The sequence below is a fragment of the Burkholderiales bacterium genome, assembly GCA_036262035.1.
In the GTDB taxonomy this organism is placed as follows: domain Bacteria; phylum Pseudomonadota; class Gammaproteobacteria; order Burkholderiales; family SG8-41; genus JAQGMV01.
This window is the reverse complement of the sequence record DATAJS010000029.1, coordinates 24,902-49,471: the sequence shown is the minus strand read 5'-3', so window position 1 is coordinate 49,471 and position 24,570 is coordinate 24,902. Positions and strand designations below refer to the sequence as shown.

Annotated in this window: 24 protein-coding genes and 1 pseudogene; 15 read left to right on the top strand and 10 right to left on the bottom strand. The window is 66.4% G+C overall.

Annotated features, from left to right (window positions below; translation table 11 throughout):
* Positions 1 to 13: 13 nt before the first annotated feature.
* On the top strand, positions 14 to 1,069 hold the full coding sequence (locus VHP37_28255) for an Ldh family oxidoreductase (protein ID HEX2830265.1): 1,056 nt from the start codon (positions 14 to 16) through the stop codon (positions 1,067 to 1,069).
* A 152-nt stretch (positions 1,070 to 1,221) separates the two neighbouring features.
* Here the strand turns inward: VHP37_28255 and VHP37_28250 are convergent, their stop codons facing one another.
* Positions 1,222 to 2,202 carry a fumarylacetoacetate hydrolase family protein gene (locus VHP37_28250; GenBank protein ID HEX2830264.1) on the bottom strand — a complete coding sequence of 327 codons (981 nt, stop codon included), beginning with the start codon at positions 2,200 to 2,202 and terminating at the stop codon, positions 1,222 to 1,224.
* Positions 2,203 to 2,454: 252 nt separating this feature from the next.
* Here VHP37_28250 and VHP37_28245 point away from each other — a divergent pair, with 252 nt between their 5' ends.
* The 6 genes from VHP37_28245 (at position 2,455) to VHP37_28220 (ending at position 7,510) form a co-directional block, all read left to right on the top strand.
* Positions 2,455 to 3,054 carry an ABC transporter substrate-binding protein gene (locus VHP37_28245; GenBank protein HEX2830263.1) on the top strand — a complete coding sequence of 200 codons (600 nt, stop codon included), beginning with the start codon at positions 2,455 to 2,457 and terminating at the stop codon, positions 3,052 to 3,054.
* A 99-nt stretch (positions 3,055 to 3,153) separates the two neighbouring features.
* Complete coding sequence (locus VHP37_28240; protein HEX2830262.1) at positions 3,154 to 4,635, top strand: ATP-binding protein; 1,482 nt, start codon at positions 3,154 to 3,156, stop codon at positions 4,633 to 4,635.
* A complete protein-coding gene (locus tag VHP37_28235; GenBank protein HEX2830261.1) occupies positions 4,632 to 5,255 on the top strand; it encodes a hypothetical protein in 624 nt (207 codons plus the stop codon). The genes VHP37_28240 and VHP37_28235 overlap by 4 nt, the downstream gene beginning before the upstream one ends.
* 13 nt (positions 5,256 to 5,268) lie before the next feature.
* Positions 5,269 to 6,651, top strand: a complete 1,383-nt coding sequence (locus tag VHP37_28230) for a sigma 54-interacting transcriptional regulator (protein ID HEX2830260.1) — start codon at positions 5,269 to 5,271, stop codon at positions 6,649 to 6,651.
* Positions 6,652 to 6,873: 222 nt separating this feature from the next.
* Complete coding sequence (locus VHP37_28225; GenBank protein HEX2830259.1) at positions 6,874 to 7,182, top strand: hypothetical protein; 309 nt, start codon at positions 6,874 to 6,876, stop codon at positions 7,180 to 7,182.
* 79 nt (positions 7,183 to 7,261) lie between these two features.
* Entirely contained in the window at positions 7,262 to 7,510 is a 249-nt protein-coding gene (locus VHP37_28220) for a hypothetical protein (protein ID HEX2830258.1), read from the top strand.
* Positions 7,511 to 7,616: 106 nt separating this feature from the next.
* On the opposite strand, the gene VHP37_28215 is transcribed toward VHP37_28220, so the two are convergent.
* Genes VHP37_28215 through VHP37_28200 form a run of 4 tightly spaced genes read right to left on the bottom strand, consistent with a single transcriptional unit; the run spans position 7,617 to position 11,456 of the window.
* Positions 7,617 to 9,734, bottom strand: coding sequence for a bifunctional (p)ppGpp synthetase/guanosine-3',5'-bis(diphosphate) 3'-pyrophosphohydrolase (locus tag VHP37_28215; protein ID HEX2830257.1), 2,118 nt, complete (start codon positions 9,732 to 9,734; stop codon positions 7,617 to 7,619).
* 3 nt (positions 9,735 to 9,737) lie between these two features.
* Entirely contained in the window at positions 9,738 to 9,950 is a 213-nt protein-coding gene (gene rpoZ / locus VHP37_28210; GenBank protein HEX2830256.1) for a DNA-directed RNA polymerase subunit omega, read from the bottom strand.
* A gap of 31 nt (positions 9,951 to 9,981) precedes the next feature.
* Positions 9,982 to 10,596, bottom strand: a complete 615-nt coding sequence (gene gmk, locus VHP37_28205) for a guanylate kinase (GenBank protein HEX2830255.1) — start codon at positions 10,594 to 10,596, stop codon at positions 9,982 to 9,984.
* A complete protein-coding gene (locus VHP37_28200; protein HEX2830254.1) occupies positions 10,593 to 11,456 on the bottom strand; it encodes a YicC/YloC family endoribonuclease in 864 nt (287 codons plus the stop codon). The genes gmk and VHP37_28200 overlap by 4 nt, the downstream gene beginning before the upstream one ends.
* 115 nt (positions 11,457 to 11,571) lie before the next feature.
* On the opposite strand from VHP37_28200, the gene rph reads away from it, so the two are divergent.
* The 4 genes from rph to VHP37_28180 all read left to right on the top strand — a co-directional run bounded on the left by rph (position 11,572) and on the right by VHP37_28180 (position 15,371).
* Positions 11,572 to 12,288, top strand: a complete 717-nt coding sequence (rph, locus tag VHP37_28195; protein ID HEX2830253.1) for a ribonuclease PH — start codon at positions 11,572 to 11,574, stop codon at positions 12,286 to 12,288.
* 182 nt (positions 12,289 to 12,470) lie between these two features.
* Positions 12,471 to 13,097 carry an RdgB/HAM1 family non-canonical purine NTP pyrophosphatase gene (rdgB, locus tag VHP37_28190; protein HEX2830252.1) on the top strand — a complete coding sequence of 209 codons (627 nt, stop codon included), beginning with the start codon at positions 12,471 to 12,473 and terminating at the stop codon, positions 13,095 to 13,097.
* A 4-nt stretch (positions 13,098 to 13,101) separates the two neighbouring features.
* Positions 13,102 to 14,289 carry a radical SAM family heme chaperone HemW gene (hemW, locus tag VHP37_28185; GenBank protein ID HEX2830251.1) on the top strand — a complete coding sequence of 396 codons (1,188 nt, stop codon included), beginning with the start codon at positions 13,102 to 13,104 and terminating at the stop codon, positions 14,287 to 14,289.
* A gap of 110 nt (positions 14,290 to 14,399) precedes the next feature.
* Complete coding sequence (locus VHP37_28180) at positions 14,400 to 15,371, top strand: tripartite tricarboxylate transporter substrate binding protein (protein ID HEX2830250.1); 972 nt, start codon at positions 14,400 to 14,402, stop codon at positions 15,369 to 15,371.
* Positions 15,372 to 15,438: 67 nt separating this feature from the next.
* Here the strand turns inward: VHP37_28180 and trmB are convergent.
* The 5 genes and pseudogenes from trmB to VHP37_28155 all read right to left on the bottom strand — a co-directional run bounded on the left by trmB (position 15,439) and on the right by VHP37_28155 (position 20,523).
* Positions 15,439 to 16,101 (bottom strand): annotated as a pseudogene (trmB, locus tag VHP37_28175) (tRNA (guanosine(46)-N7)-methyltransferase TrmB).
* Positions 16,102 to 16,115: 14 nt separating this feature from the next.
* The gene (locus VHP37_28170; GenBank protein ID HEX2830249.1) at positions 16,116 to 16,922 is read right to left on the bottom strand and encodes a thiazole synthase; all 807 of its coding nucleotides are present in this window, start codon (positions 16,920 to 16,922) and stop codon (positions 16,116 to 16,118) included.
* 84 nt (positions 16,923 to 17,006) lie between these two features.
* Positions 17,007 to 17,966 (bottom strand): tripartite tricarboxylate transporter substrate binding protein, encoded by a 960-nt coding sequence (locus tag VHP37_28165; protein HEX2830248.1) that lies wholly within the window; start codon positions 17,964 to 17,966, stop codon positions 17,007 to 17,009.
* A 38-nt stretch (positions 17,967 to 18,004) separates the two neighbouring features.
* Positions 18,005 to 18,205 carry a sulfur carrier protein ThiS gene (gene thiS, locus VHP37_28160; GenBank protein ID HEX2830247.1) on the bottom strand — a complete coding sequence of 67 codons (201 nt, stop codon included), beginning with the start codon at positions 18,203 to 18,205 and terminating at the stop codon, positions 18,005 to 18,007.
* 182 nt (positions 18,206 to 18,387) lie between these two features.
* The gene (locus VHP37_28155; protein HEX2830246.1) at positions 18,388 to 20,523 is read right to left on the bottom strand and encodes a TonB-dependent receptor; all 2,136 of its coding nucleotides are present in this window, start codon (positions 20,521 to 20,523) and stop codon (positions 18,388 to 18,390) included.
* Positions 20,524 to 20,679: 156 nt separating this feature from the next.
* Here VHP37_28155 and VHP37_28150 point away from each other — a divergent pair, with 156 nt between their 5' ends.
* Genes VHP37_28150 through VHP37_28135 form a run of 4 tightly spaced genes read left to right on the top strand, consistent with a single transcriptional unit; the run spans position 20,680 to position 24,509 of the window.
* Entirely contained in the window at positions 20,680 to 22,362 is a 1,683-nt protein-coding gene (locus tag VHP37_28150) for a PQQ-dependent dehydrogenase, methanol/ethanol family (protein ID HEX2830245.1), read from the top strand.
* 10 nt (positions 22,363 to 22,372) lie between these two features.
* Complete coding sequence (locus tag VHP37_28145; protein ID HEX2830244.1) at positions 22,373 to 22,696, top strand: cytochrome c; 324 nt, start codon at positions 22,373 to 22,375, stop codon at positions 22,694 to 22,696.
* A gap of 24 nt (positions 22,697 to 22,720) precedes the next feature.
* Positions 22,721 to 23,965 carry a sulfite dehydrogenase gene (gene soxC / locus VHP37_28140; protein HEX2830243.1) on the top strand — a complete coding sequence of 415 codons (1,245 nt, stop codon included), beginning with the start codon at positions 22,721 to 22,723 and terminating at the stop codon, positions 23,963 to 23,965.
* 58 nt (positions 23,966 to 24,023) lie between these two features.
* A complete protein-coding gene (locus VHP37_28135) occupies positions 24,024 to 24,509 on the top strand; it encodes a cytochrome c (protein ID HEX2830242.1) in 486 nt (161 codons plus the stop codon).
* Positions 24,510 to 24,570 lie beyond the last annotated feature (61 nt).

The window sequence follows — 24,570 nt, the reverse complement described above, 5'->3', positions numbered from 1 at the left end:
GAAAGGCAGGTCGATGGCAGAAGCACAGAGAATCAAAGCGGCAGCGCTCGAGGCATTCATCGCGCGAGCGTTCGAAGCGGTCGACGTGCCCGCGGCCGACGCGAAGACGATCGCGGAGCTGATGGCGCGCGCGGACGTGAACGGCTCGGAAGGTCACGGCATCTTCAGGCTGCCGCAGTACATCCGCCGTATCAAGGGCGGCGCGGTCAACGTCAAGCCGAACATCCGCGTCGAGCGCGAAGCAGCGGCGATGGCGCTCGTCAACGGCGACAACGGCATGGGCCATCTCGTGATGAAGCGCGCCGCCGAGATCGCGATCGAAAAGGCGAAGACCGCGGGCGTCGCGTGGGTCGGTGCGCAGTGGAGCAACCACGCGGGTCCCGCGTCGCTCTACGCCGCGATGCCGATGGCGCACGACATGATCGGGCTCTATCTCGCGGTGGGCAGCGCGAACCACCTGCCGCCGTGGGGCGGGCTCGACATGCTGCTGTCGACCAACCCGCTGGCGGTCGGGGTTCCGGCGGGGGAGGAAGCGCCGATCGTGCTCGACATGGCGACGACGGTCGCGGCCTACGGCAAGGTCAAGACCAAGGCGCAGCGCGGCGAGCAGATGCCGGTCGGCTGGATGATGGACCGTGAAGGCAGGCCGCTCACCGATCCGAAGCGCGCCAGCGAAGGCTTCCTGCTGCCCATCGGCGATTACAAGGGTTACGGCCTCGCGCTCATCATCGGTCTGCTCGCAGGGACGCTCAACCGCGCCGCGATGGGCAAGGACGTGGTCGATTTCAACGCCGACGACGTAACAAAGACCAACACCGGCCACGCGATCGTGGCGATCTCGATCGATAAGTTCGGCGACGTGCAGGAATTCAAGAGGAATGTCGACGCGCTGGTGCGCGACCTGCGCGCATCCAAGCGCCTACCCGGGGTGGAGCGCATCTGGCTGCCGGGCGAGCAGAGTCACGCCAAGCGCGAGGACAACCTCAAGAACGGGGTGCCGATGCCCGATGCGCTTCTCTCCAGCCTTTCGCAGCTGGCGACAGACCTGAAGATCGCCCCGCTCGGTTGAAAAGCAAATTAGCCGCAAAGGACGCAAAGGACGCAAAGGAAACCAAGGCGGTACGGGAGCGGGTGCCGCAAAGCATCGTGCTCAAGAGAACACCGACCGCTGTAAACCTTTGCGTCCTTTGCGTCCTTTGCGGTCAATAAGCTTTTGCCCCTTCAAACCTCAGGCTCGTCGACGACGCCGTTGCGCAGGATCCCGATCCCTTCGATCTCGCACTCCACCACGTCCCCCGCCTTGAGCATCCAGTCCGGGTTCGACAGTCCGCCGCCGCCCGGGGAGCCGGTGGCGATGATGTCGCCGGGGGCGAGCGTGATCTGCGAGATGTAGGAGACGAGCTTCGGTATCGAGTGGATCATCTGGTGCGTGTTGCCGTCCTGGCGCGCTTCGCCGTTCACGCGCGTCTGGATGCGCAGATGCATGGGATCGGGGATCGCCTCGCGCGTGACCAGCCATGGTCCCATCGGCGCGAAGGTGTCGAACGTCTTGCCCAGCAGCACGCTGCCGCCCTGGCGCTCGCGGGCGGCGATGTCGCGCGCGGTCACGTCGTTGAGGATCGTGTAGCCCGCGACCACGCCGTAAGCCTCGTCTTCGCTTACGTTCTTGCACCGTTTGCCGATCACCACCGCGAGCTCGGTCTCGAAATCGAGCTCGCGGCATGCGCGCGGTTTCACGATGTCGCGCTCGGGACCGGTCACCGACGACAGCGTCTTGGCGAACGCCGCCGGCAGCTCTCCCGCGACGCGCGGCGTCGCGCGTGCGTAGCCCGGGTAGTTGTGGCCCACCGTGATCAGCTTGGACGGTCGCACCGGTGCGTAGAGACGGCACTCCGCGAGGGGCATGAAAAGCTGCTCGCCGCCCAACCCGGCTGCATCGGGCGCGGTTTCGACCAGCCCGGCCAGATACGAATACGCGTCGCCCAGCGCCCGCCACGCCGCCTCGCCGCCGTGCAGGAACTGGGTAATGTAGGCGGGCATGTACAGCTGGGCGAGCTCGCGTCCCTTGGGATGGCCGGCTTCGTCGACGAGGTAGAGCGCGTACCCTGCACGCAGGTCCGCGACGAGGTTGTGCCCGACGAGCACGCCGAGCCTCGACAGGGCCGAGGGCTCGTGGCGACGGCTGTAACGCATCAGTTTCATGCGGCAGGCTTTCGAAAGAGAATCGGCGCAGAATCTTAGCGTACGGCCGCAAACAGTCTTGCGGCAGCGCAGCGTGCCGGCATGCCGGTTGCTCTATCGTCCGGAACCAACGCCGCCGCCGCCGTATCTACACTCAGGCGTGCAGTGCGACAACGAAGACCGCGCTCGCGCGTTATGGCCCCGACGGCTCCGCGCCGCGGTGCCGCATCCGGACGCTCGCTTCAGGCGCCGTCCCATTATCGGGAGAAACACGTGAAACGATTGATCGCCTTATTCTGTGCCGCCTTCATCACCGTCGGGATGAACGCGCACGCCGCCGAAACGTCCCCCGACGCGCTCGTGAAGAGCGTGTCGGACGAGGTGATTTCGGTCATCCGCACGACCAAGGACAAGCGTGCGCTGCGCCAGGCCGCAGAGCAGAAAGTGCTCCCGCATTTCGATTTCCGGGCGATGACCCAGCTCGCGGTCGGACGCTACTGGCGCGAAGCCTCTGCCGCGCAGCAGAAAGCGCTCACGGACAACTTCCGCACTCTGCTCGTGAACACCTACACCGCGTCGCTCAACGTCGCTGCGCTCGGCAACGAATCGGTCGAGGTCAAGCCGTCGGACGCGAAAGGCAACGACACCATCGTGCGCACGATCGTGAAAACCGGCAGCCGCCAGCCGATCCCGGTCGACTATCGCATGCAGAAGGGGCCCGAAGGCTGGAAGGTGTATGACGTCATCGTCGAGAACCTCTCTCTGGTGACCAATTACCGCAGCTCGTTCGCGTCCGAGATCCAGCGCTCGGGCATCGACGGCCTGATCAAGGCGCTCGAAACGAAGAACCGCGAGCTCGCACAGCAGACCTAGGAGCAACGCTCCCGCACAGGGGCGGTATCATCGATGCAACAGGGGCCGCAGACGCGAGAGCGTCTGCGGTATTTTTTGTAGCCGGGAGCATCGCGGCCGATGCGGTTCTACTATCCGCGCTCGTTTTTCAAGCTGCTCGTCGTCGGCTTCGCGCTCATCGCGCTGCCGCTGATGATCGCGATCATCAACAACGCGATCTCGATCGACCAGCTCGGCAACCAGAGCCAGAAAGCGGTCTACCAGGCGGTGCAGGCGACGCAGAGCAGCCGCAAGCTCGCCGAGCTCATCCCCGCGATGGAGCGGGCCGCCCACCAGATGCTGATCCTCGGCGACCGCTCGCTGCTCGACACCTATCGCGTGCACAGGAAGCAGCTCCTCGCAACCGCGGCGGAGTTCCGCAACCTGCCTTTCGACAGCGAGCAGCGGACGAGCTTGCGCGAGATCGTGAACGGGGAAGCCGTCGTCTACGATCTGCTCCAGAACCCCAATGCCCGTCCCGAGGAGCTGCAGAAGGCGGTGCAATCCTTCGTCACCCTCGGCGACCGCGCCCAGGAGATCAACCGCCGCAGCAATGCCCTCATCGACCACGAAGTCGAGAACATGCGCGCGACCGCGCGCCAGGCCTACGACATCACCCTCTGGCAGCTCGTCGCGTTGTTTCCCGTCGTCATTTTCCTGGTCGTCGGCTTCACGATCCTGATCGGCCGGCCCATCCGCCAGATCGACGAAGCGATCCGGCGCCTGGGACAGGCGGATTTCAGCGTCGCGGTGGAAGTGGGCGGTCCGGAAGACCTGCAGCACCTCGGGGAGCGCCTGGACTGGATGCGGCTGAGGCTCGCCGACCTCGAGCAGCAGAAGAACCGGTTCCTGAGGCACATGTCCCACGAGCTCAAGACGCCGCTGACCGCGCTGCGGGAAGGGGCGGAGCTGCTGTCGGACGAGATCGTGGGCAAGCTCACGCCTGAGCAGCGCGAGATCGCCGAAATACTTCGGCACAACAGTATAGAATTGCAGAAGCTCATCGAAGACCTTCTGTCCTACGGCGCAAGCCAGTCGCAGAAGCGCACGCTGGACCTCGCACGAGTCGACCTGCGGCGCGCGGTCAACAGGGTGGCGGACGACCAGAAGCTCGCTCTTCGGAGCAAGCGCCTGAAGCTCAACGTCAACGTGCAGGATGTCGCGTTGAGCGCCGATTTCGAAAAGCTTCGGGTCATGCTCGACAACCTACTCTCCAACGCGATCAAGTTTTCACCCATTGCCGGGACCATCTTCGTGCGCGCCGCGCAGGTCGACGGCATGGTCGAGATCGACGTCGCGGACCAGGGTCCGGGAATCAGGGAAGAAGAGCGCAACCTCGTGTTCGAACCTTTCTATCGCGGCCAGTACGCGGCGGATGCGCTGGTCAAGGGGACCGGCATCGGGCTGTCGGTGGTCCGCGAGTACGCGCAGATGCACGGCGGCAGCGCCGAGATCGTCGACGACGGACCCGGCGCGCACATCCGGATCCGCTTGCCGATCGCGCCCGAAGACGCGGGTCAGGCTGCGCAGGCGTCGATGGGCGAAGCCGAGGCGGCGCGATGAGGCGCTACGCCTTCTCGCTCGCGGCGGTCGTGGCGCTGGCATTCGGCGGCTGCGTCACCACGCAGGAGGAGCCGGAGGCGACGACACCCGAGGAGCCCGCGCAGGTCGCGGTCGCGCCGCCGACGGTCAAACCGCAGCCGCCGACCGTCAGGCCCAGACCTCCCGACAGGCCCGATACCCGCGCGAGCGAGGTCGACGTGCTGCTCGCCGACTTCGAGCGCATGCGCCGCATGTCGGCGCCGGAGCTCGCGCGCGAGCTCGACGCGGCGCGGCTCGCGTTCACCCAGACCCGCAGCGACGCTTCGCGCGTGCGGCTCGCGATGATCGCGACGGTGCAGGGCGCCGGCGACGAGACGCGCGCGCTGGAGATGCTCGACCCGCTGGTGAAGAATCCTTCCGCGTCGCTGCACGCGCTGGCGTTCCTGCTGTCGGCCTATATCCACGAGCAGCGACGGCTCTCCGTCCTGGCACAAGGGCTGCAGCAGAACGTGCAAGGGCTGCAGCAAAGTAATCAGACCCTGCAGCAGAACGTGCACGCCCTGCAGCAGAAGCTCGACGCGCTGCGCACACTGGAGCGCGCGCTGACCGAGCGCGGCGAGCCCGGCCCGCGCCGCCGATAACCGACAAGACCGAATGAACACCCAAGTCCGTCCCAGCATTCTCGTCGTCGACGACGACCCCGATCTCCTGCGCCTGATGCAGATCCGACTCTCGGCCGCGGGTTACGCGGTCACGACCGCCGAATCCGCGGAGCGTGCGCTCGCGCAGCTCGCGGTGGCGCGCCCGCGCGTGGTGGTCACCGACCTGCGGATGAGCGGCATGGACGGCATGGCGCTGTTCCAGTCGATCCAGAGCCAGAACCCGGCGCTGCCGGTGATCATCCTCACCGCGCACGGGACGATTCCCGACGCGGTATCGGCGGTGAAGAGCGGCCTCTTCGGCTATCTCACCAAGCCTTTCGAGGCGAAAGCGCTGCTGACCGAGATCGAGCGCGCGCTGTCGCTCGGACGCGCGCCCGCCGAAGGCGCGCCCGACAGCGGCGACGAGACGTGGCGCAAGGGAATCATCACGCGCAACCCGGCGATGGAGGAGGTGCTGTCGAAAGCGCGCCTCGTCGCCGACAGCGACGCCTCGGTCTTCATCTACGGCGAATCCGGCACCGGCAAGGAGCTGATGGCGCGCGCGATCCACAACGCGAGCCGCCGCCGCGCCCAGGCCTTCGTCGCGATCAACTGCGGCGCGATCCCCGAGCAGCTCCTCGAGTCCGAGCTCTTCGGCCACGTCAAAGGCTCGTTCACCGGCGCGGTGCGCGACCACAAAGGGCTCTTCCAGACCGCGAACAAGGGCACGCTCTTCCTCGACGAGATCGGCGACATGCCGGTGCCGCTGCAGGTGAAGCTGCTGCGCGTATTGCAGGAGCGCACGGTGCGGCCGGTCGGCTCGACCGAAAGCTTCGAGGTCGACGTGCGGGTGGTCTCGGCGACTCACCGCAACATCGAAGCGGAGATGGCGGCGGGGAACTTCCGCGACGACCTCTATTACCGGCTCAACGTCGTGGCGCTGCACCTGCCTTCGCTGTCGGAGCGCCGCGAGGACATCCCGCTGCTCGCGAACCACTTCCTCGGCCAGATCGCGGAGAAGTACAGCCGCAACATCAGCGGCTTCGCGCCCGAGGCGATCGAGGCGCTGGTCTCCGCCTCGTGGCCGGGCAACGTGCGCCAGCTCTACAACGTGGTCGAGCAGGCCGTGGCGCTCGCGACCACGCCGCTCATCCCGGCGACGCTGGTGCAGACTGCGATCCAGCATCAGCAGAGCGAATTCGCGTCGTTCGAAGACGCGCGGCGCAAGTTCGAGCGCGAGTATCTCGCGCAGATCCTGCGGATCACCGAAGGCAACGTGACCCAGGCGGCGCGGCTCGCCAAACGCAACCGGACCGAGTTCTACAAGCTGCTCCAGCGTCACCAGCTCGATCCCAAGCTGTTCAAGGAAGCGCGCAAGCAGCAACAGCCGCAGTAAGAATTGTCGCCGGAGGGTGTCGCGCTGTCGCGCATTCGCGACAGGGTGAAATCCCCACGGGCGCGGCGCAAGTCACGTTTTTCGCCCTTCACACCGCGTTGACATGTTGCCCCGCGGCGACAAAGAACCGCCCGCAGTCAGCTGATTCCACTGCGAAAAGAATCTGGCATAGACCGTGCTTACTAAACCGGCAACTCAGAACCTTGCGGGTCGGGAAACAGCATGGAAATCGGTCAGATTCGGAACAGCCCGGGATTGCTCTACCCGATGATGATCATCGCGGCGATCGCGGTGATCGTGTTCAGCATCATCGGCATCGCCTCCATCACCGGCTTCATGCCCAACGCGATGCTCGGCACCGGTACCGCGGTCGCGGCGGTCGGCGTGGACGACGAGGCCAAGCCCGTCTTCCAGTGCGCCGAATGCGGCGTGATCCAGTCGGTGCGCGACATCGAGCAGCGCGGCTCGCTTTGGGGCATGCCGGTAGCGGTATACGACGAAGGAGCGCAGCCTGCGACGACCGGCCTCTGATCGCCGCACGCTCGAAACAAGAACGGCCGCCTGCGCGGCCGTTCTGTTGTGTCTCGCCGGCTGCGAGACGCTGTCCGAGATGAATACGAGCTCGCCGCCGAAGGCGAGCCCCGCACCGAGCGCCACGACGACGGGCACCAGCGCTCCCACCACGACGTCCCGCGCTCCCGCGCCCCGCTACAACCTCACCGGCTACTCCTCCGCTTTCAAGCAGGGTTACGCCGACGCGTGCGCGACGCCGAAGCGGCGCAACGGCGAGCGCTTCAGGACCGATACCGATTATTCGATGGGTTGGCAGGATGGCTCGAGCGCCTGCCGCAGCCGGTAGGTTTCGTCATTCCCGAACCGCGACAGCGGGGGTGTCGGGAATCCATTTTCAAAACGCTTCCGAACGACCAGATGGATTCCCGCCTGCGCGGGAATGACGTCTCGCGTTAGCCGGACTTCACGCGGGAGATTCGGATGACCTCGGGTATCCCGCGCAGCGCCCGCATGATCTGCGCGAGGTGCAAGCGATTACTCACCTGCAGCGTGAAGTGCATGGTGGTGTAACTTCCGCCGTCGTCGGGGTCGACCGCGACGTTCTGGATGTTCGAGCCGGCGCTGGAGATTTCCGCCGCGACCTTGGCGAGCACGCCGCGCTGGTTGGCGACGACGAGCTTGATCGACACCTCGAAGGACTTTCTCGTCTCCTGGTCCCACTGCACGTCGAGCAGCCGGTCCGGATCGGGCCGGCTCTTGCCGATGACCGGGCAGTCGTGGGTGTGGATCACCATGCCCTGGCCTTTGCTGATGATGCCGATGATCGGATCGCCGGGGATCGGCTTGCAGCACTTGGCGAACTGCACCGCCATGCCTTCGGAGCCGCGGATCACCACGGTGCCGGGCATCGCCGCTTCGCTGGCGGAAAGGCTGCCGAGCGACAGCAGTTGCCGCGCGATGACCGCCGACAGCCGCTTGCCGAGGCCGATGTCCGAGAGCAGGTGCTCGCGCGACTTCGCGCTCGATTCCTTCAGCAGCTTCTCCCACTGCTGACCCTTGATCTCGGCGACGGTCGACTTGAAGCTCTGCAGCGCCTGGTTGAGTAAGCGCTCACCAAGCTGCACCGATTCCTGGAAGTGCAGCGTCTTCACGAAGTGCCGGATGTGCGAGCGCGCCTTGGCGGTGACGACGAAGTTGAGCCACAGCGGGTTGGGCTTGGCGTGCGCCGCGGTGATGATCTCCACGCGGTCGCCGTTCTTGAGCTCGGTCCGCAGCGGCATGAGCTCCTGGTTGATCTTCACCGCGACGCAGCGGTTGCCGATGTCGGTGTGCACCGAATACGCGAAATCGACCGCGGTCGCGCCGCGCGGCAGCGCCATGATCGTGCCCTTGGGCGTGAAGACGTAGACTTCGTCGGGGAAGAGATCGACCTTGAGGTGCTCGAGGAACTCGACCGAATCGCCCGATTCGGACTGCATCTCGATCAGGCTTTGCAGCCATTGATGCGTTTTCTGCTGGAGCTCCGAGAGCGACGCATCCGAGCTGCGATAGAGCCAGTGCGACGCGACGCCGGCCTCGGCGATCTTGTGCATCTCCTGGGTGCGGATCTGGATCTCGATCGGGCTGCCGAAAGGACCGAAGAGCGTGGTGTGCAGCGACTGGTAGCCGTTCGCCTTGGGGATCGCGATGTAGTCCTTGAACTTGCCCGGTATCGGCTTGTAGAGCGAGTGCAGCGCGCCGAGGGCGAGATAGCACGAAGCCACGTCCTTCACGATGATGCGGAAGGCGAAGACGTCGAGCACCTGCGCGAAAGTGAGGTGCTTCTCGCGCATCTTGCGGTAGATCGAATAGAGGTGCTTCTCGCGGCCGTGCACCGCGGCGTCGACCTTGTTGTCCTTGAGCTTCTTCCTGAGCGCGTCGGCGACCTTGCTCACCACCTCGCGGCGGTTGCCGCGCGCGGCCTTGACCGCTTTCGCGAGCACGCGGTGGCGGTCGGGATAGAGGTGCTTGAACGAGAGGTCTTCGAGCTCCTGGTAGATCGCGTTCAGGCCCAGCCGATTGGCGATGGGCGCGTAGATCTCGATCGTCTCGCGCGCGACGCGCCGCCGCTTCTCGGGCGGCACGGCGTCGAGCGTGCGCATGTTGTGCAGCCGGTCGGCGAGCTTGATCAGGATGACGCGCACGTCGCGCGCCATCGCCAGCAGCATCTTCCGGAAGTTTTCGGCCTGCGCCTTCTCCTGCGTCTCGAACTCGATCTTGTCGAGCTTGGAGACGCCGTCGACCAATTCCGCGACGGGTCTGCCGAAGTTGCGCGAGATCTCGGTCTTGGTGACCTCGGTGTCCTCGGTGACGTCGTGCAGGAGCGCCGCAGTCAAAGCCTGCGGGTCCATGTGCCATTGCGCGAGGATGTCGGCGACGGCGAGCGGGTGGGTGATGTACGGCTCGCCGGAGTTGCGGAACTGCCCTTCGTGGGCAGTCTTGCTGAAGTGGTAAGCCGATTCGAGCTGAGTGAGGTCCTCGGGCTTCAGATACCCGGACCATTCACGGAACAGCTCGGCAGCTTCGGGCATCCGTTACGTCGTCGTGGGCGCCTTGTTGAGGATTTCGCTGCCGTATTTGCCCGCCGCCATCTCGCGCAGCGCGATCACGGTCGGCTTGTCGCGGTTGGCTTCCATCATCGGCTGGGCGCCGTTGGTGATCTGGCGCGCGCGGTAGGTCGCCGCGAGCGACATTTCGAAACGGTTCGGGATGTTCTTCAGGCAATCGTCAACGGTAATGCGGGCCATCGAGAGTCCTCAAAAGGTCAGGTGGTGTCGCTCAGGTAGCGGTCAGGCGGCTGATCAGGTCGGCGTGGCGGGCACGCTGGCGGGGAAGCCGGTGCCGTTCCGCGCGGACGATGCTGATCAGGTCCTGCGCCGCGCGATCGAAGTCGTCGTTGATAATAACATAATCGAATTCAAATACATGCGCGATTTCCCCGCGAGCGGCCGCGACCCGTCGGGCGATGATTTCGTCGCTGTCCTGGGCCCTGCGGCGCAGCCGCTCCTCGAGGGTCCGGATCGAGGGCGGCAGCACGAAGATCGACACCACGTCCGATTTGACCTTGCGGACCGCCGCCGCGCCCTGCCAGTCGATCTCGAGCAGCACGTCGAAACCCGCCTCGCACTCGCGGTCGACCGTCCGGCGCGACGTCCCGTATTCGTTGCCGTGCACCAGCGCGTGCTCGAGGAACTCCCCGCGCGCCTTCATCGCCGCGAATTCCTCGGGCGGGACGAAGTGGTAGTGCACGCCGTTCTCCTCGCCGGGCCGCATCCCGCGCGTCGTGTACGACACCGACTTCTTCACGAACCGGTCGGTGCCGAGCAGGTTCGAGACGAGGCTGGTCTTGCCGGCGCCCGAAGGCGCACTGACGATATAAAGCGCGCCGATCATTCGATGTTCTGGATCTGCTCCCGCATCTGCTCGATGAGCAGCTTGAGCTCCATGGAAACCTGAGTCACCGTCACGTCCGCGGCTTTGGACCCCAGCGTGTTCGCCTCGCGGTTGAGCTCCTGCATCAGGAAATCGAGCCGCTTGCCGACCGCGCCGCCTTTATCGAGGATGCGGCGCAGCTCGGCGATATGGGTGGTCAGGCGCGTGAGCTCCTCGTCGACGTCGATCTTGTTGGCGAAGAGCACGACTTCCTGCCGGATACGATCTTCATCGGCATTGGCCAGCGCTTCCTTGAGGCGCGTCGCGAGCTTTTCCTGAAACGCCGCGATCACCTGCGGCATGCGGGGGGCGACGTCGGCGAGCCGCCCTTCGACCGCTTTCGCGCGCTCGAGCAGGATCGCCTTGAGCTTCTCGCCTTCGCGGCCGCGGGTGTTGGTGAAGTCTTCCAGCACCTGGTCGAGCAGCGCCAGGCACACTTTGCGCAGCTCGTCGATATCGAGGCTTTCGGCGCCGAGCATCCCCGGCCAGCGCAGAACGTCGGCGGCCGACAGGCTCTGCGCGTCGGGCAGCGCTTCGCGCACCCGCGCGTTCAGCGCGACGAGCTGTGTCAGGAGATCGTGATCGACGTCGAGTCCCTTGCGGCCGGGAATCGGCGTGTACGAGATCCGGCACTCGATCTTGCCGCGGTTCAGGCGCGCGGTGAGCGTCTCGCGCAAGGTCGATTCGATGGCGCGCAGCTCGTCGGGCAGCCTGAACTGGATGTCGAGATAGCGGTGGTTGACGCTGCGCAGCTCGAGGTTGAGCACCGCGTTCTCGAGCTCGCGCGATGCAACCGCATAGCCGGTCATGCTGTAGATCATCGGCGGCCGTGAATGCGTGAAGGGTGAAGGGTGAAGGGCGGCGGCGCCTGTCGGCGGCCGCGCAAAGCGGCTACCATACAGGCCCTCACGAAAGATAGCATATCCAAGGAGTTACATGCGACCCAGCGCACGCCTGCCCGATCAGATGAGACCCGTCAGGATCACGCGGGGCTTTACGCGGCACGCCGAAGGCTCGGTGCTCGTGGAGTTCGGCGACACCCGGGTGCTGTGCACCGCGAGCGTGCTCGAACGCCAACCTCCGCACCTGAAGGGCACCGCCAAAGGCTGGGTCACCGCCGAATACGGCATGCTGCCGCGCTCGACGAACACGCGCACCGACCGCGAGGCCGCGCGCGGCAAGCAGTCGGGACGCACCCAGGAGATCCAGCGGCTCATCGGACGCTCGATGCGGGCGGTTGTCGACCTCAACCACCTCGGGCCGCGCACCATCCACCTCGACTGCGACGTCATCCAGGCCGACGGCGGCACGCGCACCGCGTCGATCACCGGCGCTTTCGTGGCGCTGCAGGACGCGATCGGTGTCCTGCTGAAGAACAAGCTCATCGGCGCGTCACCGGTGCGCGATTCGATCGCCGCGGTGTCGGTCGGCGTCTATAACGGCGTGCCGGTGCTCGACCTCGATTACGCCGAAGACTCCGCGTGCGGCACCGACATGAACGTGGTGATGACCGGCAGCGGCGGGCTCGTCGAGGTCCAGGGCACGGCCGAAGGCGAGCCGTTCACGCGCGAGCAGATGAACGCGATGATGGCGCTCGCGGATAAAGGCATCCGCGAGCTCGTCGCCGCGCAGCACGATGCCTTGGCGCGCTAAAAGCATCAACACGGAGGGCACGGAGAAACACGGAGGACACGGAGGGAAGCGAGACGGGCGGCAATGACCACAAGCGACGCCCGGCTGCTAACCGAGTCTGCTATCTGACAATTCCGCGCGCCTTGTTATTCCTCCGTGCCCTCCGTGAACCTCCGTGTCCTTCGTGTTAACGCTTTGATGTGATGAAAACCCTCGTAATTGCGACCAGTAACGCCGGCAAGCTGCGCGAGTTCCGCGAGATGCTCTCGCCGATCGGCTACGAGATCGTGCCGCAGGGCGAGCTCGGGATACCCGATGCCGAAGAGCCGCACGAGACGTTCGTCGAGAACGCGCTGGTCAAGGCGCGCCACGCGAGCCGCATCGCGCGCTTGCCGGCGTTCGCCGACGACTCGGGGATCTGCGTCGCGGCGCTCGGCGGCGAGCCCGGCGTGCATTCGGCGCGCTACGCGGGCGAGCCGCGGCCGGGCGAGTCGCACGAGCGCGACGCGCAGGACGCGCGCAACAACGCCCAGCTCCTGCAGGCGCTTGCGGACAAGGCCGATCGCCGCGCGCACTACTACTGCGTGATCGTGCTCGTGCGTCATGCCGACGATCCCGAGCCGCTCATCGCCGAAGGGCGCTGGCACGGCGAGGTCGTGCGCGAGCCTCGCGGCTCCAACGGTTTCGGCTACGACCCGTACTTCCGCGTTCCCGCCTATGGCCGCACGGCAGCGGAGCTCACGCCGGACGAGAAGAACGCGGTGAGCCATCGCGGGCAGGCGCTGCGCGAGCTCATGGCGCGCCTGATCGAGCTGCCCAACTGGATATGAGGATGTGAGCGCGCAGGTACAGGGCCTGGCGGTCGCCCGCGGTCCGCGCTTCAAGGCGCTGCCGCCTCTCTCGCTGTACATCCACGTGCCGTGGTGCGTGCGCAAGTGTCCCTATTGCGACTTCAACTCGCACGAAGCGCGCGGCGGCGTGCCCGAGGAGCGCTACGTCGCGGCGCTCACCGCCGATCTCGACGCCGCATTGCCGCTCGTGTGGGGACGGCGCTTCTACACGATCTTCTTCGGCGGCGGCACGCCGAGCCTCCTGTCGGCCGAAGCGATCGACGCGATCCTTTCGGCGGTGCGCGCGAGGGTGCCGCTCGCGGTCGACGCCGAGATCACCCTCGAAGCGAATCCCGGAACGTTCGAAGCGGAGAGGTTCGCGGGCTTTCGCCGCGCCGGCGTGAACCGGCTGTCGATCGGCATCCAGAGCTTCAATCCGCGGCATCTCGAGGCGCTGGGCCGCATTCACGACGGCGAGCAGGCGCACGCCGCGATCGGACACGCGCGCGAGACGTTCGACAACTTCAACCTCGACCTCATGTACGCGCTGCCCGGACAGACGCCGGACGAAGCGCGCGCAGACCTGGCGACCGCGATCGCCTGCGCGCCGCCGCATCTGTCGCTCTATCACCTGACGATAGAGCCCAATACCTACTTCCATCGCTACCCGCCTTCGGTACCGGATGACGACACCGCGGCGGCGATGCAGGACTCGGCCGCGTCCGCCCTGCGCGAGGCGGGCTACGAGCACTACGAGACGTCGGCGTATGCCAAGCCCGGCCTGCGCTCTCGGCACAATCTCAACTACTGGACCTTCGGCGATTACCTCGGCATCGGCGCCGGCGCGCACAGCAAGCTGTCGTTCCCGGATCGCATCGTGCGCCAGGCGCGCTATCGCCAGCCGCGCGAATACATGGACCGCGCGCTGGAAGGATCGGCGCTGCAGACCGACACGCCGGTCGCAGCGGACGACATCGCGTTCGAGTTCATGATGAACGCCCTGCGGCTGAACCAGGGTTTCGCGGTATCGCTGTTCGAAGAGCGTACGGGAATGCCGCTCACGCCCGTACTCCCGAAGCTCGATGAAGCCGAGCGCCGCGGCCTGATCGAGCGCGACCATCGGCACATCGCCCCGACCGAGCTCGGCCGGCGATTCCTCAACGACCTTCTCCAGATCTTCCTGCCGGCTTGATCGGTGCGTTACGCCTGCTGGCTGACGCACCTACGGCTGTACGCATAGAATGCTTCGAGCCGCGCTACAGCGGTGAGACGCGGCGCCCACCTTCGGAGGAGGAGGACACAGTGAAGCGTGCATCACACGGGCTCGCCCTTGCGGCGGCCGCGGCGGCTTTGGCCGCCGGCGTAGCGCAGGCTCAGCAGTACCCCGTCAAGACCGTCAGGTTCATCGTCACGTATCCCGCGGGCGGAAGCTCCGACGCGATGGCGCGCATCATCGGGGCGCCGCTCACCGAGATGTGGGGCCAGCAGGTCATCGTCGACTCGCGTCCCGGCGCCGCGGGCGCGATCGGCATGGAGTACGCGGCGAAGCAGCCGCCCGACGGCTACACCTTCCTCCTCGGCAACTTCGGCCCGGTGGTGGCGAACCCGCTGCTGCAGAAGGTCAACTACGACGCGCGCAAGGACTTCATTGCGGTGTCGCAGATCACGCGCGCGGCCAACATCCTCGTCGTGCCGATCGCGATGCCGGTGAAGAACGTCAAGGAGCTGATCACGCTGTGCCGCACGCGCCCGAACGAGCTCGTCTACGCCACGAGCGGGCCGGGCAGCATGTCGCACCTCGCCGGCGAGATGTTCAAGCGCATCACCAACGTGAAGATCGAAGCGGTCGCCTACAAGGGCGGCGTGCAGTCCATCGCCGACCTCATGGGCGGTCACATCCCGATGATGTTCTCCGACGCGCAGCCGGTGATGGCGAACATCAAGCACGGCAAGCTGCGCGCGCTCGCGGTGACGAGCGAGCAGCGCACGCCGTTCACGCCGCAGCTCCCGACGCTCGCGGAAGAAGGCGTCAAGGGATTCTCCGCGTCGAACTGGTGGGGCATCCTGTTTCCGACCGGTGTTCAGCGCCCCATCGTCGAAAAAGTCGGCAACGATCTGAAGGTCGTGCTCGCGCGCCAGGACGTGAAGGACAAGATGGGCGAGCTCGGCATCGAGACCGTGTGGAGCACGCCCGAGGCGTTCGGGAACTACATGGATACCGAACGCGCGCGATGGGGCAAGCTGATCAAGGAAGCCAACATCCGCATCGACTGATGCGATGGTGTTTGTCGTAGGGTGCGTGCTAACGCACCGCTAAAGGCGCGGTGCGCTCGCGCGCACCCTACGGTTTACGTCGAAAGACGACATCCCATACCCCGTGCCCGAGCTTCAATCCCCGCTGCTCGAACTTGGTGAGCGGCCGGTACTCGGGACGCGGCGCGTACTCTTCGGCGGTGTTCGTAAGCAGCGGCTCTTTCTCGAACACTTCGAGGATCTGCTCCGCGTACTCCTGCCAGTCGGTCGCGGCGTGCACGTAGCCGCCGGGCTTGAGCTTCGAGGCGAGCAGCGCGACGAGCGGCGGCTGGATGAGCCGGCGCTTGTGATGGCGCTTCTTCGGCCACGGGTCGGGAAAGAAGATGTGCGCGCCGTCGAGGCTTGCGTCGGGGATCATGCGACCGAGCACCTCGACCGCGTCGTGCTGGATGATGCGCACGTTGGCGAGTGAGTACTCTTCGATGAGCTTCAACAGGCTGCCGACGCCCGGCGTGTGCACTTCGAGCGCGAGGTAATCGGTCTCGGGATGCGCCGCGGCGATGGTCGCGGTGGTCTCGCCCATGCCAAAGCCGATCTCGAGCACGCGCGGCGCCGTGCGTCCGAACGCGCGCTCGAAGTCGAGCGGCGACTCGGAGTACTCGATGCCGTAGCGCGGCAGCAGCGTGTCGTGCGCGCGCCGCTGCGCGTTCGACACGCGCCCCTGGCGCAGCACGTAGCTGCGGATGTGTCGGTGCTGCTCGTCGGTCAAGCTTTGGGCGCGATCATCCCGGTGGTCGGGGAGCTCGGCGACGAGGCATAGAGCTTCTTCGGCATCCGTCCCGCGAGGAACGCTTCGCGGCCGGCTTCGACCGCTTTCTTCATCGCCGAGCCCATCAGCACCGGATTCTTCGCGGTGGCGATGGCGGTGTTCATCAGCACCGCGTCGCAGCCGAGCTCCATCGCGATCGCCGCGTCGGACGCCGTGCCCACGCCTGCGTCGACGATGACCGGCACGCGAGCGTTCTCGATGATGATCTGGAGGTTCCAGGGGTTCAGGATGCCCATGCCCGAGCCGATGAGCGAGGCGAGCGGCATCACCGCGACACAGCCGATCTCTTCGAGCTGCCTGGCGATGATCGGATCGTCGGAGGTGTACACCATCACCTTGAAGCCGTCGGCGACGAGCGTCTTCGCCGCGGCGATCGTCTCGACGACGTTGGGGTACAGCGTCTTCGGATCGCCGAGCACCTCGAGCTTGACGAGGTCGTGGCCGTCGAGCAGCTCGCGTGCGAGGCGCAGCGTGCGCACCGCGTCGTCGGCGCTGTAGCAGCCGGCGGTGTTCGGGAGCATCGTGAACTGCGAGGGCGGCAGGGCGTCGAGCAGGCTCGGCTCGTTCGGGTTCTGGCCGATGTTGGTGCGACGGATCGCGACGGTGACGATCTGCGCGCCGCTCGCTTCGACCGCGGCCCGCGTCTCGGCGAAGTCCTTGTACTTGCCGGTGCCGACGAGGAGGCGCGACGCATAGGGCTTGCCCGCGATGACCAGCGGGTCGAGGTTTTCGTGAGGTTTCATGGCGGGGCCTCTATAGGTAGCGACGTCGAGTCTGCCCGCGCCGGGAGCGGCGCGCAATGACCGGCGTCAACGGCGGATTTCGCGTCACATCGGCTGGATGTCGGCGCGCTTGACCACTTTCTCGTACTTTGCCATCTCGGCGCGGACGAACTTCGCGAACTCGCCGAGAAAGAGCGTGCCGGGCTCGATGCCGAGCTTCGCGTACTGGTCTCGCACCTCCGGCGACGCCAGCGCGGCCTTGATGTCGCTCGCGATTCTTTGCAGCACCGGCCGCGGCGTCGCGGACGGCGCCCACGCGCCGAACCAGACCTCCATCTCGAAGCCGGGCAGGCCCTGCTCCGCGATCGTGGGCACGTTGGGCAGCATGCTGATCCGCCTGGCGTTGGCGACACCGAGCACCGCGACGCGATTGTCCTTGATGAGCCCGATCGACGTGTTGACCGGCGCCATGTAGAACGCGACGCGGCCGGCGGCGACGTCCTGCAGCGCCTCGGCCGATCCCTTGAAAGGCACGTGGATCAGCTTCACGCCCGCCGCCTGCGCGAAGTATTCGCCGGTGAGGTGGGTCGAGGTGCCCACCCCCGCCGAGGCGAACGGAAGCTCGCCGGGCTTTGCCTTGGCCGCATCGATCAGCGCTTTCAGCGGACGGTATGGACCGTTCGGCGCGGTCACCATCGCATAAGGCGTCGAACCGAGCAGCGCGACGTCGGCGAGGTCTTTCAACGAATCGTAAGGCAGGTTCTTGTAGATCGAAGGATTGACCGTGTGCGAGGAGGACTGCACGAGCAGCGTATAGCCGTCGGGCGCCGAGCGCACGACGATCTGCGTGCCGATCTGCCCGCCCGCGCCGGGACGGTTGTCGACGAGCACGGTCTGCTTCCAGATCTCGCCGAGCTGCCTGCCGACGATGCGGCCGGCGATGTCGGCGCCCGACGCCGGCGTGAGCGGAACCACGACGCGCACGGGGCGCTGCGGGAACTGCTGCGACGCGGCTGCCAGCGGCAACAGCGCGAGCGCGGCGGCGACGAACGTGCTTCGTTTCACTTCATCCTCCGTGTTGTTATGGCAGTGCGGTGCAAGCGTCAGCCGCCACCGACCGCGACGACGATCTCCAGCGTGTCGCCGTCGGCGACCGCCGCCCGCGCGAACTGGCTGCGCGGCACGATCTCGCCGTTGCGCTCGACCGCGATGCGCTTGCCCGCGAGGCCGAGCTCTTCGACCAGGTCGGTGAAGGCGAGCGGCTGCGCGAACTCGCGGCGCTCGCCGTTGATGGTGATGGTGATCATCGTGATTCGTAGTCCCCCGCGAAGGCGGGCTGTCGTCATTCCCGCGAAGGCGGGCTTTCGTCATTCCCGCGAAGGCGGGAATCCAATTTTACCGTCCAAGAGTACTTCAAAATGGGTCCCCGCCTGCGCGGGGATGACGTTTCGACTGCCGTCGCAACGTCACCTGCGCGGGGACGACGTCAGAACGTCACGTGGGCAGTCACCCCGACCAGCCAGTTGCGCGTCGGCGCAGGCTCGAAGAACCGGCGGTTGCCTTCGGCGACGATGACCGAGCCGATGTATTTCTTGTCGGTGACGTTGTCGACGCGGACGAACTCGGTGAGGCGCCACGTGCCGATCTTCTGCTCGAAGCCGGCGCGCAGGTTGGCGAAGGTGTACGACTCCGCGGCGTCGCTGTTCTGGTCGTCGACGAAGATCTTCGCGCTGTAGCGCACCTCGGCGCCGGCGTGGAAACCCCACGGCTGGTAGCGCCATACGAGCTCGCCGTAGAGCGTGCTCGCGGGCACGCCGGGGAGACGGTTGCCGGCCGGCACCGTGACCGCCGGTGCTCCCGTGGTGAAAGTATCCCGGAATCGCGCTTTCAAATACGTATAGGCGACTGCCGCTTCCCAGCCGGCGCCGAACTTGCCCTGCCAGCCCACTTCCAGGCCTTCGCGGCGCGTGTGCGGCGCATTCTTGAAGGTGGTGCGTCCGCCGGAGTTGGCCGCCACCACGATCTCGTTGGAGACATTGATACGATAGATCGCAGCGGTGAGCAGGCTCTTCTCGGTGATCTTGAACTTGACCCCTGTCTCGTAATGCGTGCTGAGCGAAGGCTGCAGCGCGAAGTTGAGCCCCGACGTACCGTCGGGGCGATATGCAAGCTCCGCGAACGTGGGCGTCTCGAAACCCTTGCCGGCGTTCACATACGCGTTGAGTCGCGGCATGACCTCGTACGAGATGCCCGCGACCGGCGTGGTGCGCACATAGCGGATCGAGCCGCTGTCGTTGCCATTGGCGGTGGCGGGCACGACGAAGAAATCCTCCGACTCGAACTTGACGCGGCTGTGACGCACGCCCGCGAGCACGAGCATGCGCTCGAGCGGATGCCATTCGAGCTGCACGTACCCGTCTGTGGTGCTCACCGTGTCGTCCTCGTTACGCTTGAGTGCGCCAGCGTTGCCGAAGATGTTCAGAAAGCCGCGACGCCGCTCCTCCATGCGCTCGTAGTCCATGCCGACGTGCACGCCGAGCACGGTACCCGCGAACTCCGCCATGTGTGTCCATCGCAGTCCCGCGCCGCCGAATTGGCGGTCGAGGTCGACGACGCCGCCCGAGTGCGTCGCTGCGAGCTGCACGGGTGCACCGGCTGGCGTGGTCAATGGAATCCCTAGATATTGCGTTACCTGTCGGTCTCCGTAGTACACGCGCGCGTGTAGCGAGTCGCGGCTTCCGAGCTTGATGTCGTGCAGCAAGCCGGCCTGAGTCTGCGAGATGCTCTTGCGCGTATCGAACTGCGTGGCGACGGGGTCGGCCTGCCGCCGGTTCGCCTGCACCTGCGCGCGCGTGAGGCCGAGCGGATCCTGCGTCTCGGGCTGGTCGAGCGCATCGGCGACGAACGTGAAAGTGCCCGCGGTGCCGCCGTCGACCTTGAGCTTCGCGTGCGTATGGTCGCGCCGCGCCGCGCTGTGGTCGCGATAGCCGTCGGTGCGGAACACGCTGGTGATCGCGTTCAGGTTGAGCGGCCCGTGCGTGCCGCCGTAGCCGAGCGCCCACTTGCTGGTGTCGTAGCTGCCGAGCGAATACTTGCCGGTGAACGTCGGGTCGCGCGGGCCGTCGGCGGTGAAGATCTGGATGACGCCGCCCGACGCGTTGCCGTACATCGACGCGAAAGGTCCGCGCAGCACTTCGATGCGCTCGGCGGTGTCGAGGTTGAACGACGCCGCCTGCCCCTGGCCGTCGGGCATCGTCGCGGGTATGCCGTCGGAGATGAGGCGCAGGCCGCGCACGCCGAAGGTCGAGCGCGCGCCGAAGCCGCGCGAGGAGATCTGCAGGTCCTGCGCGTAGTTCTGGCGGTTGGAGACGACGATGCCGGGGACGGCATTGAGAGCCTCCGAGAGATTCACTCCCGGCCGGTCTTCGCGGATCGTCTGTGCGCCTACGGTGTCGATCGACACCGGCAGCTCGAAGCTCGGGCGCTCGACGCGCGTCGCGGTGACGCTGACATTGGGCAGCACGACCGGCGCGGCGGCCTGCTGCTGTGCATGCGCGGCGGCAGGCACCAGCGCGAGCGCGCTCGCGGCGGCGTGGAGGAACGTGGCGGACGTCGTTTTCATTGTATTGAAGGCACGGTCGGCGGCGGCGTATCGTGCCGGTTCATATGCTGAGCGTTCGCCGGCCCGAAGTCTAGGCGCTTCATGCGAAAGTGCTAAAGTAACGCCATGCCGCAAGCGTGAACAATACAAAGCGCGGCGTCCGTTCAAGGAGGGTTTATGAGCAAGCGTCTCGTCATCGCGGCGCTGTCCGCCGCATTCGCCTCTTCGTTCACTTACGCCCAGACCGCGCAGGATTTGCTCCGCGACGGTAACGGCGGCAGCACCGACAACGTGCTGACCTACGGCATGGGCTACCACCAGCAGCGCTACAGCCCGCTCAAGCAGGTCGACCGGAGCACGGTGAAGCGTCTCGTCCCGGCGTGGACCCTGTCGCTCACCAACGATCTCGGCGAGCAGGCCCAGCCGCTCGTCTACAACGGCGTGCTCTATGTCGCGAACGTCAAGCGCGTCGTCGCGGTGGACATCGGCACCGGGCGCCAGCTCTGGAACTACGACATCGAATGGGATCCCGCGGTCGCTCGCGTCGTCTGCTGCGGCCTGTCGAACCGCGGCGTGGCGCTGTACGACGGCAAGGTCTACGTCGCATCGCTCGACGCGCACCTGCGCGCGCTCGACGCGAAGACCGGCAAGGAGCTGTGGAAGACCAAGGTCGCCGAGTGGAAGGAAGGCTATTCGATCACCAGCGCGCCGCTCGTGGCGAACGGCGTCGTGATGACCGGCATGACCGGCGGCGAGTACGGCGTGCGCGGCTTCGTCGCCGGCTACGATCCGCAGACCGGCAAGGAAGTGTGGCGGCGTCACATGACGATGGCGCCGGGCGAGCCCGGCGGCGACACCTGGCCGAAAGACGATTCGTACAAGCGCGGCGGCGGCGCGACCTGGATCACCGGCTCGTACGATCCCGAGCTCGACCTCACGTACTGGGGCACGAGCAACGGCGGCCCGTGGGGCGCGAACTGGCGTCCCGGCGACAACCTGTGGGTCGCTTCGGTCGTGGCGATGCGCCCGAAGACCGGCGAGATCGCGTGGGGCTATCAGTGGACGCCCGCCGAGACCTACGACTTCGACGGCGTGAACGAGAACGTGCTCGCCGACATCAACATCGGCGGCCAGAAGAGAAAAGTGCTGATGCACGCCGATCGCAACGGCTTCCTCTACGTCCTCGACCGCACCAACGGCAAGCTGATCGCGGGCAATGCGTACGTCCCGGTGAACTGGGCGAAGACGCCGATCGATCCCAAGACCGGCCGCGTCGAGGAGACCGACGTCGCCAGGCGCCTGCGCGCAGGGGAAAAGGTCGAGCTCCAGCCGCGCTGGACCGGCGGCAAGAACTGGTTCCCGATGGCGTTCAACCCGAACACGCAGCGTCTCTACTTCCCGGTCAAGCACGAGACCGCGATCTATCAGATCAACAAGGATCTGCCCGCCTACAAACCCGGCGAACGCTACCAGGGCGTGACCAACACGACCGCGCCGCGCAAGCCCGAGGAAGCGTGGGGCTATTTCGCCGCCTTCGATCCGCTCACGGCGAAGCGTCCGTGGCAGGTGCCGCAGACCGAGTTCCCGATGTGGTCGGGGTCGCTCGTCACCGGCGGCGGTCTCGTCTTCAGCGGCAAGATCAGCGGCGAGTTCGTCGCGTTCGACGAGTCCAGCGGCAAGGAGCTCTGGGCGTTCCAGACCGGCTCGAGCGTCACCTCGCAGCCGATCACCTACACCTACAAGGGCAAGCAGTACGTGAGCGTGCTCTCGGGTATCGGCGGCGGCACGTCCGCGCGGCGCGAGACCGACGGCAAGATCCAGAAAGGCGGCTCGCTCTGGACGTTCAGGCTCATGGATTGACGCGGTCGAAATGAAGAAACTCCTCGTAGCCGGTGCGCTCGTCGCCGCCGCTTCCGGCGCTTACGCCGATTCGCCCGAAACGCCGGCGGTCACTCCGGAGCAGATCAAGAAGGGCTCGGGCATGTACGCGCAGCACTGCGCGCCGTGCCACGGGCCGCGCATGCAGGACCCCGAAGGGGCATTCGACCTGCGCAAGTTTCCGCCCGACGGTTACGAGCGCTTCGTGCGCTCGGTGAGCAACGGCAAGAACAGCATGCCGCCGTGGGGCGGCCTCTTCAAGCGCGACGAGATCGACGCCCTGTGGGCTTACGTGTCCGCCGGCGAAAAAAAATGAGACTACCCATCCAAGGGAGGGGCCATGGAGAAGGACGAACGCGCCGACCGCCGTAACTTCCTTGCCCGCAGCGCGGCGCTCACCGCGGGCGTCGTAACCGCAAGCGCATCGGCTGCGACCGGCTCCGAAGCGCTGCCCGCGTGGTCCCGCGCGCCCGGCACGCCGCTGCGCGCGTACGGCATGCCTTCGAAGTTCGAAGAGCCGGTGAAGCGCGTGGTGACGTCCGGCTATCCGACGGTCTCGCCCGGCACCGGCAGCTCGCTCACGCCGCTGCAACTGCTCGACGGCACGATCACCCCCGCGGGGGTGCACTTCGAGCGTCATCACAGCGGCGTTCCCGACATCGATCCGAAAGCGCACCGCCTGGTGATCCACGGGCTGGTGAAGCGCGCGCTGACGTTCTCGCCCGCGACGCTCGACCGCTATCCCATGGTGAGCCGCGTGCACTTCGTCGAGTGCGCGGGCAACAGCTCGCGCAACACCGGTCCGCAGCCGCTGCAGGTGACGTGCGGGACGATCCACGGCCTGCTGTCGAACAGCGAATGGACGGGCGTGCCGCTGTCGATCCTGCTCGAGGAAGCAGGCGTCGACCCTGCCGCGAAGTGGATATACGCGGAAGGGGCGGACTCCGCGGCGATGAGCCGCAGCGTCCCGCTCGACAAGTGCATGGACGACGCGGTGATCGCGCTCTACCAGAACGGCGAGCGCATCCGCCCCGAGCAGGGCTACCCGATGCGGCTCCTGCTTCCCGGCTGGGAAGGCAACATGAACGTGAAATGGCTGCGGCAGTTGAAGCTCACCGAAGGCCCGCAGCACAGCAAGGACGAGACGTCGAAGTACAGCGACCTCATGCCCGACGGCAAGTCGCAGCAGTTCACGTTCGTGCTCGGCGTGAAGTCGACGATCACCCGGCCGTCGTGGGGCATGACGATGCAGGGCCCGGGCCTCTACGAGATCTCGGGTGTCGCGTGGTCGGGCGCGGGCCGCATCACGCGCGTCGAAGTGTCGGCCGACGGCGGCGCGACGTGGAAGGACGCGCGGCTCTCCGGCCCTTCGCTGACGAAGAGCGTGACGCGCTTTCGCCTGCCGTGGGAATGGAGCGGCCAGCCCGCGCTGCTGCAAAGCCGCGCGACCGACGACAAAGGCAACGTGCAGCCCGGCCGCAAGGCGTGGACCGCGCTCTACTCGCCGGGCAACCGCTATCACAACAACGCGATCCAGACCTGGAGCGTGAAAGCCGACGGGAGCATCGACAATGTCTACGCGTAAGCGCTCGATGCTCCCGCTCGTCGTCTCGCTCGCGCTCGCCGCCTGCGCGGCCGAGACGATGGAGCCGTCGGGGCAATCGCTCGGCAGAGGTCCGGGGCTCGGACAACCGGCCAGCGCACAGGACATCGCCGCGATCGACATCGTCATTCCGCCGAGCGGCGCAGGACTGCCGCCCGGCGGCGGCGACGCGCGCGCCGGCGCGAAAGTGTATGCCGCGAAGTGCGAGTCGTGCCACGGCGCCAAAGGCGCCGGCAAACCCGCCGATGCGCTCGTCGGCGGCAAGGGCACGCTCGCGTCGGGCAACCCGGTGCGCACCGTCGGCAGCTATTGGCCGCACGCGACCACGCTCTTCGACTACACCCGCCGCGCGATGCCGGTCACCGCGCCGCGCACGCTCACCAACGACGAGGTGTACGCGGTGACCGCGTACATCCTGCATCTGAACGGCATCATCGGCGAGACCGATACGATGAACGCGCAGACCCTGCCGGCGGTGAAGATGCCCAACCGCGACGGGTTCGTGGATCACTCGAAAGTTCGATGAGAGTCAAAATGGATCCCGGATCGCGCCCGCTTTCGCGGACGCGTCCGGGATGACGCGGGCG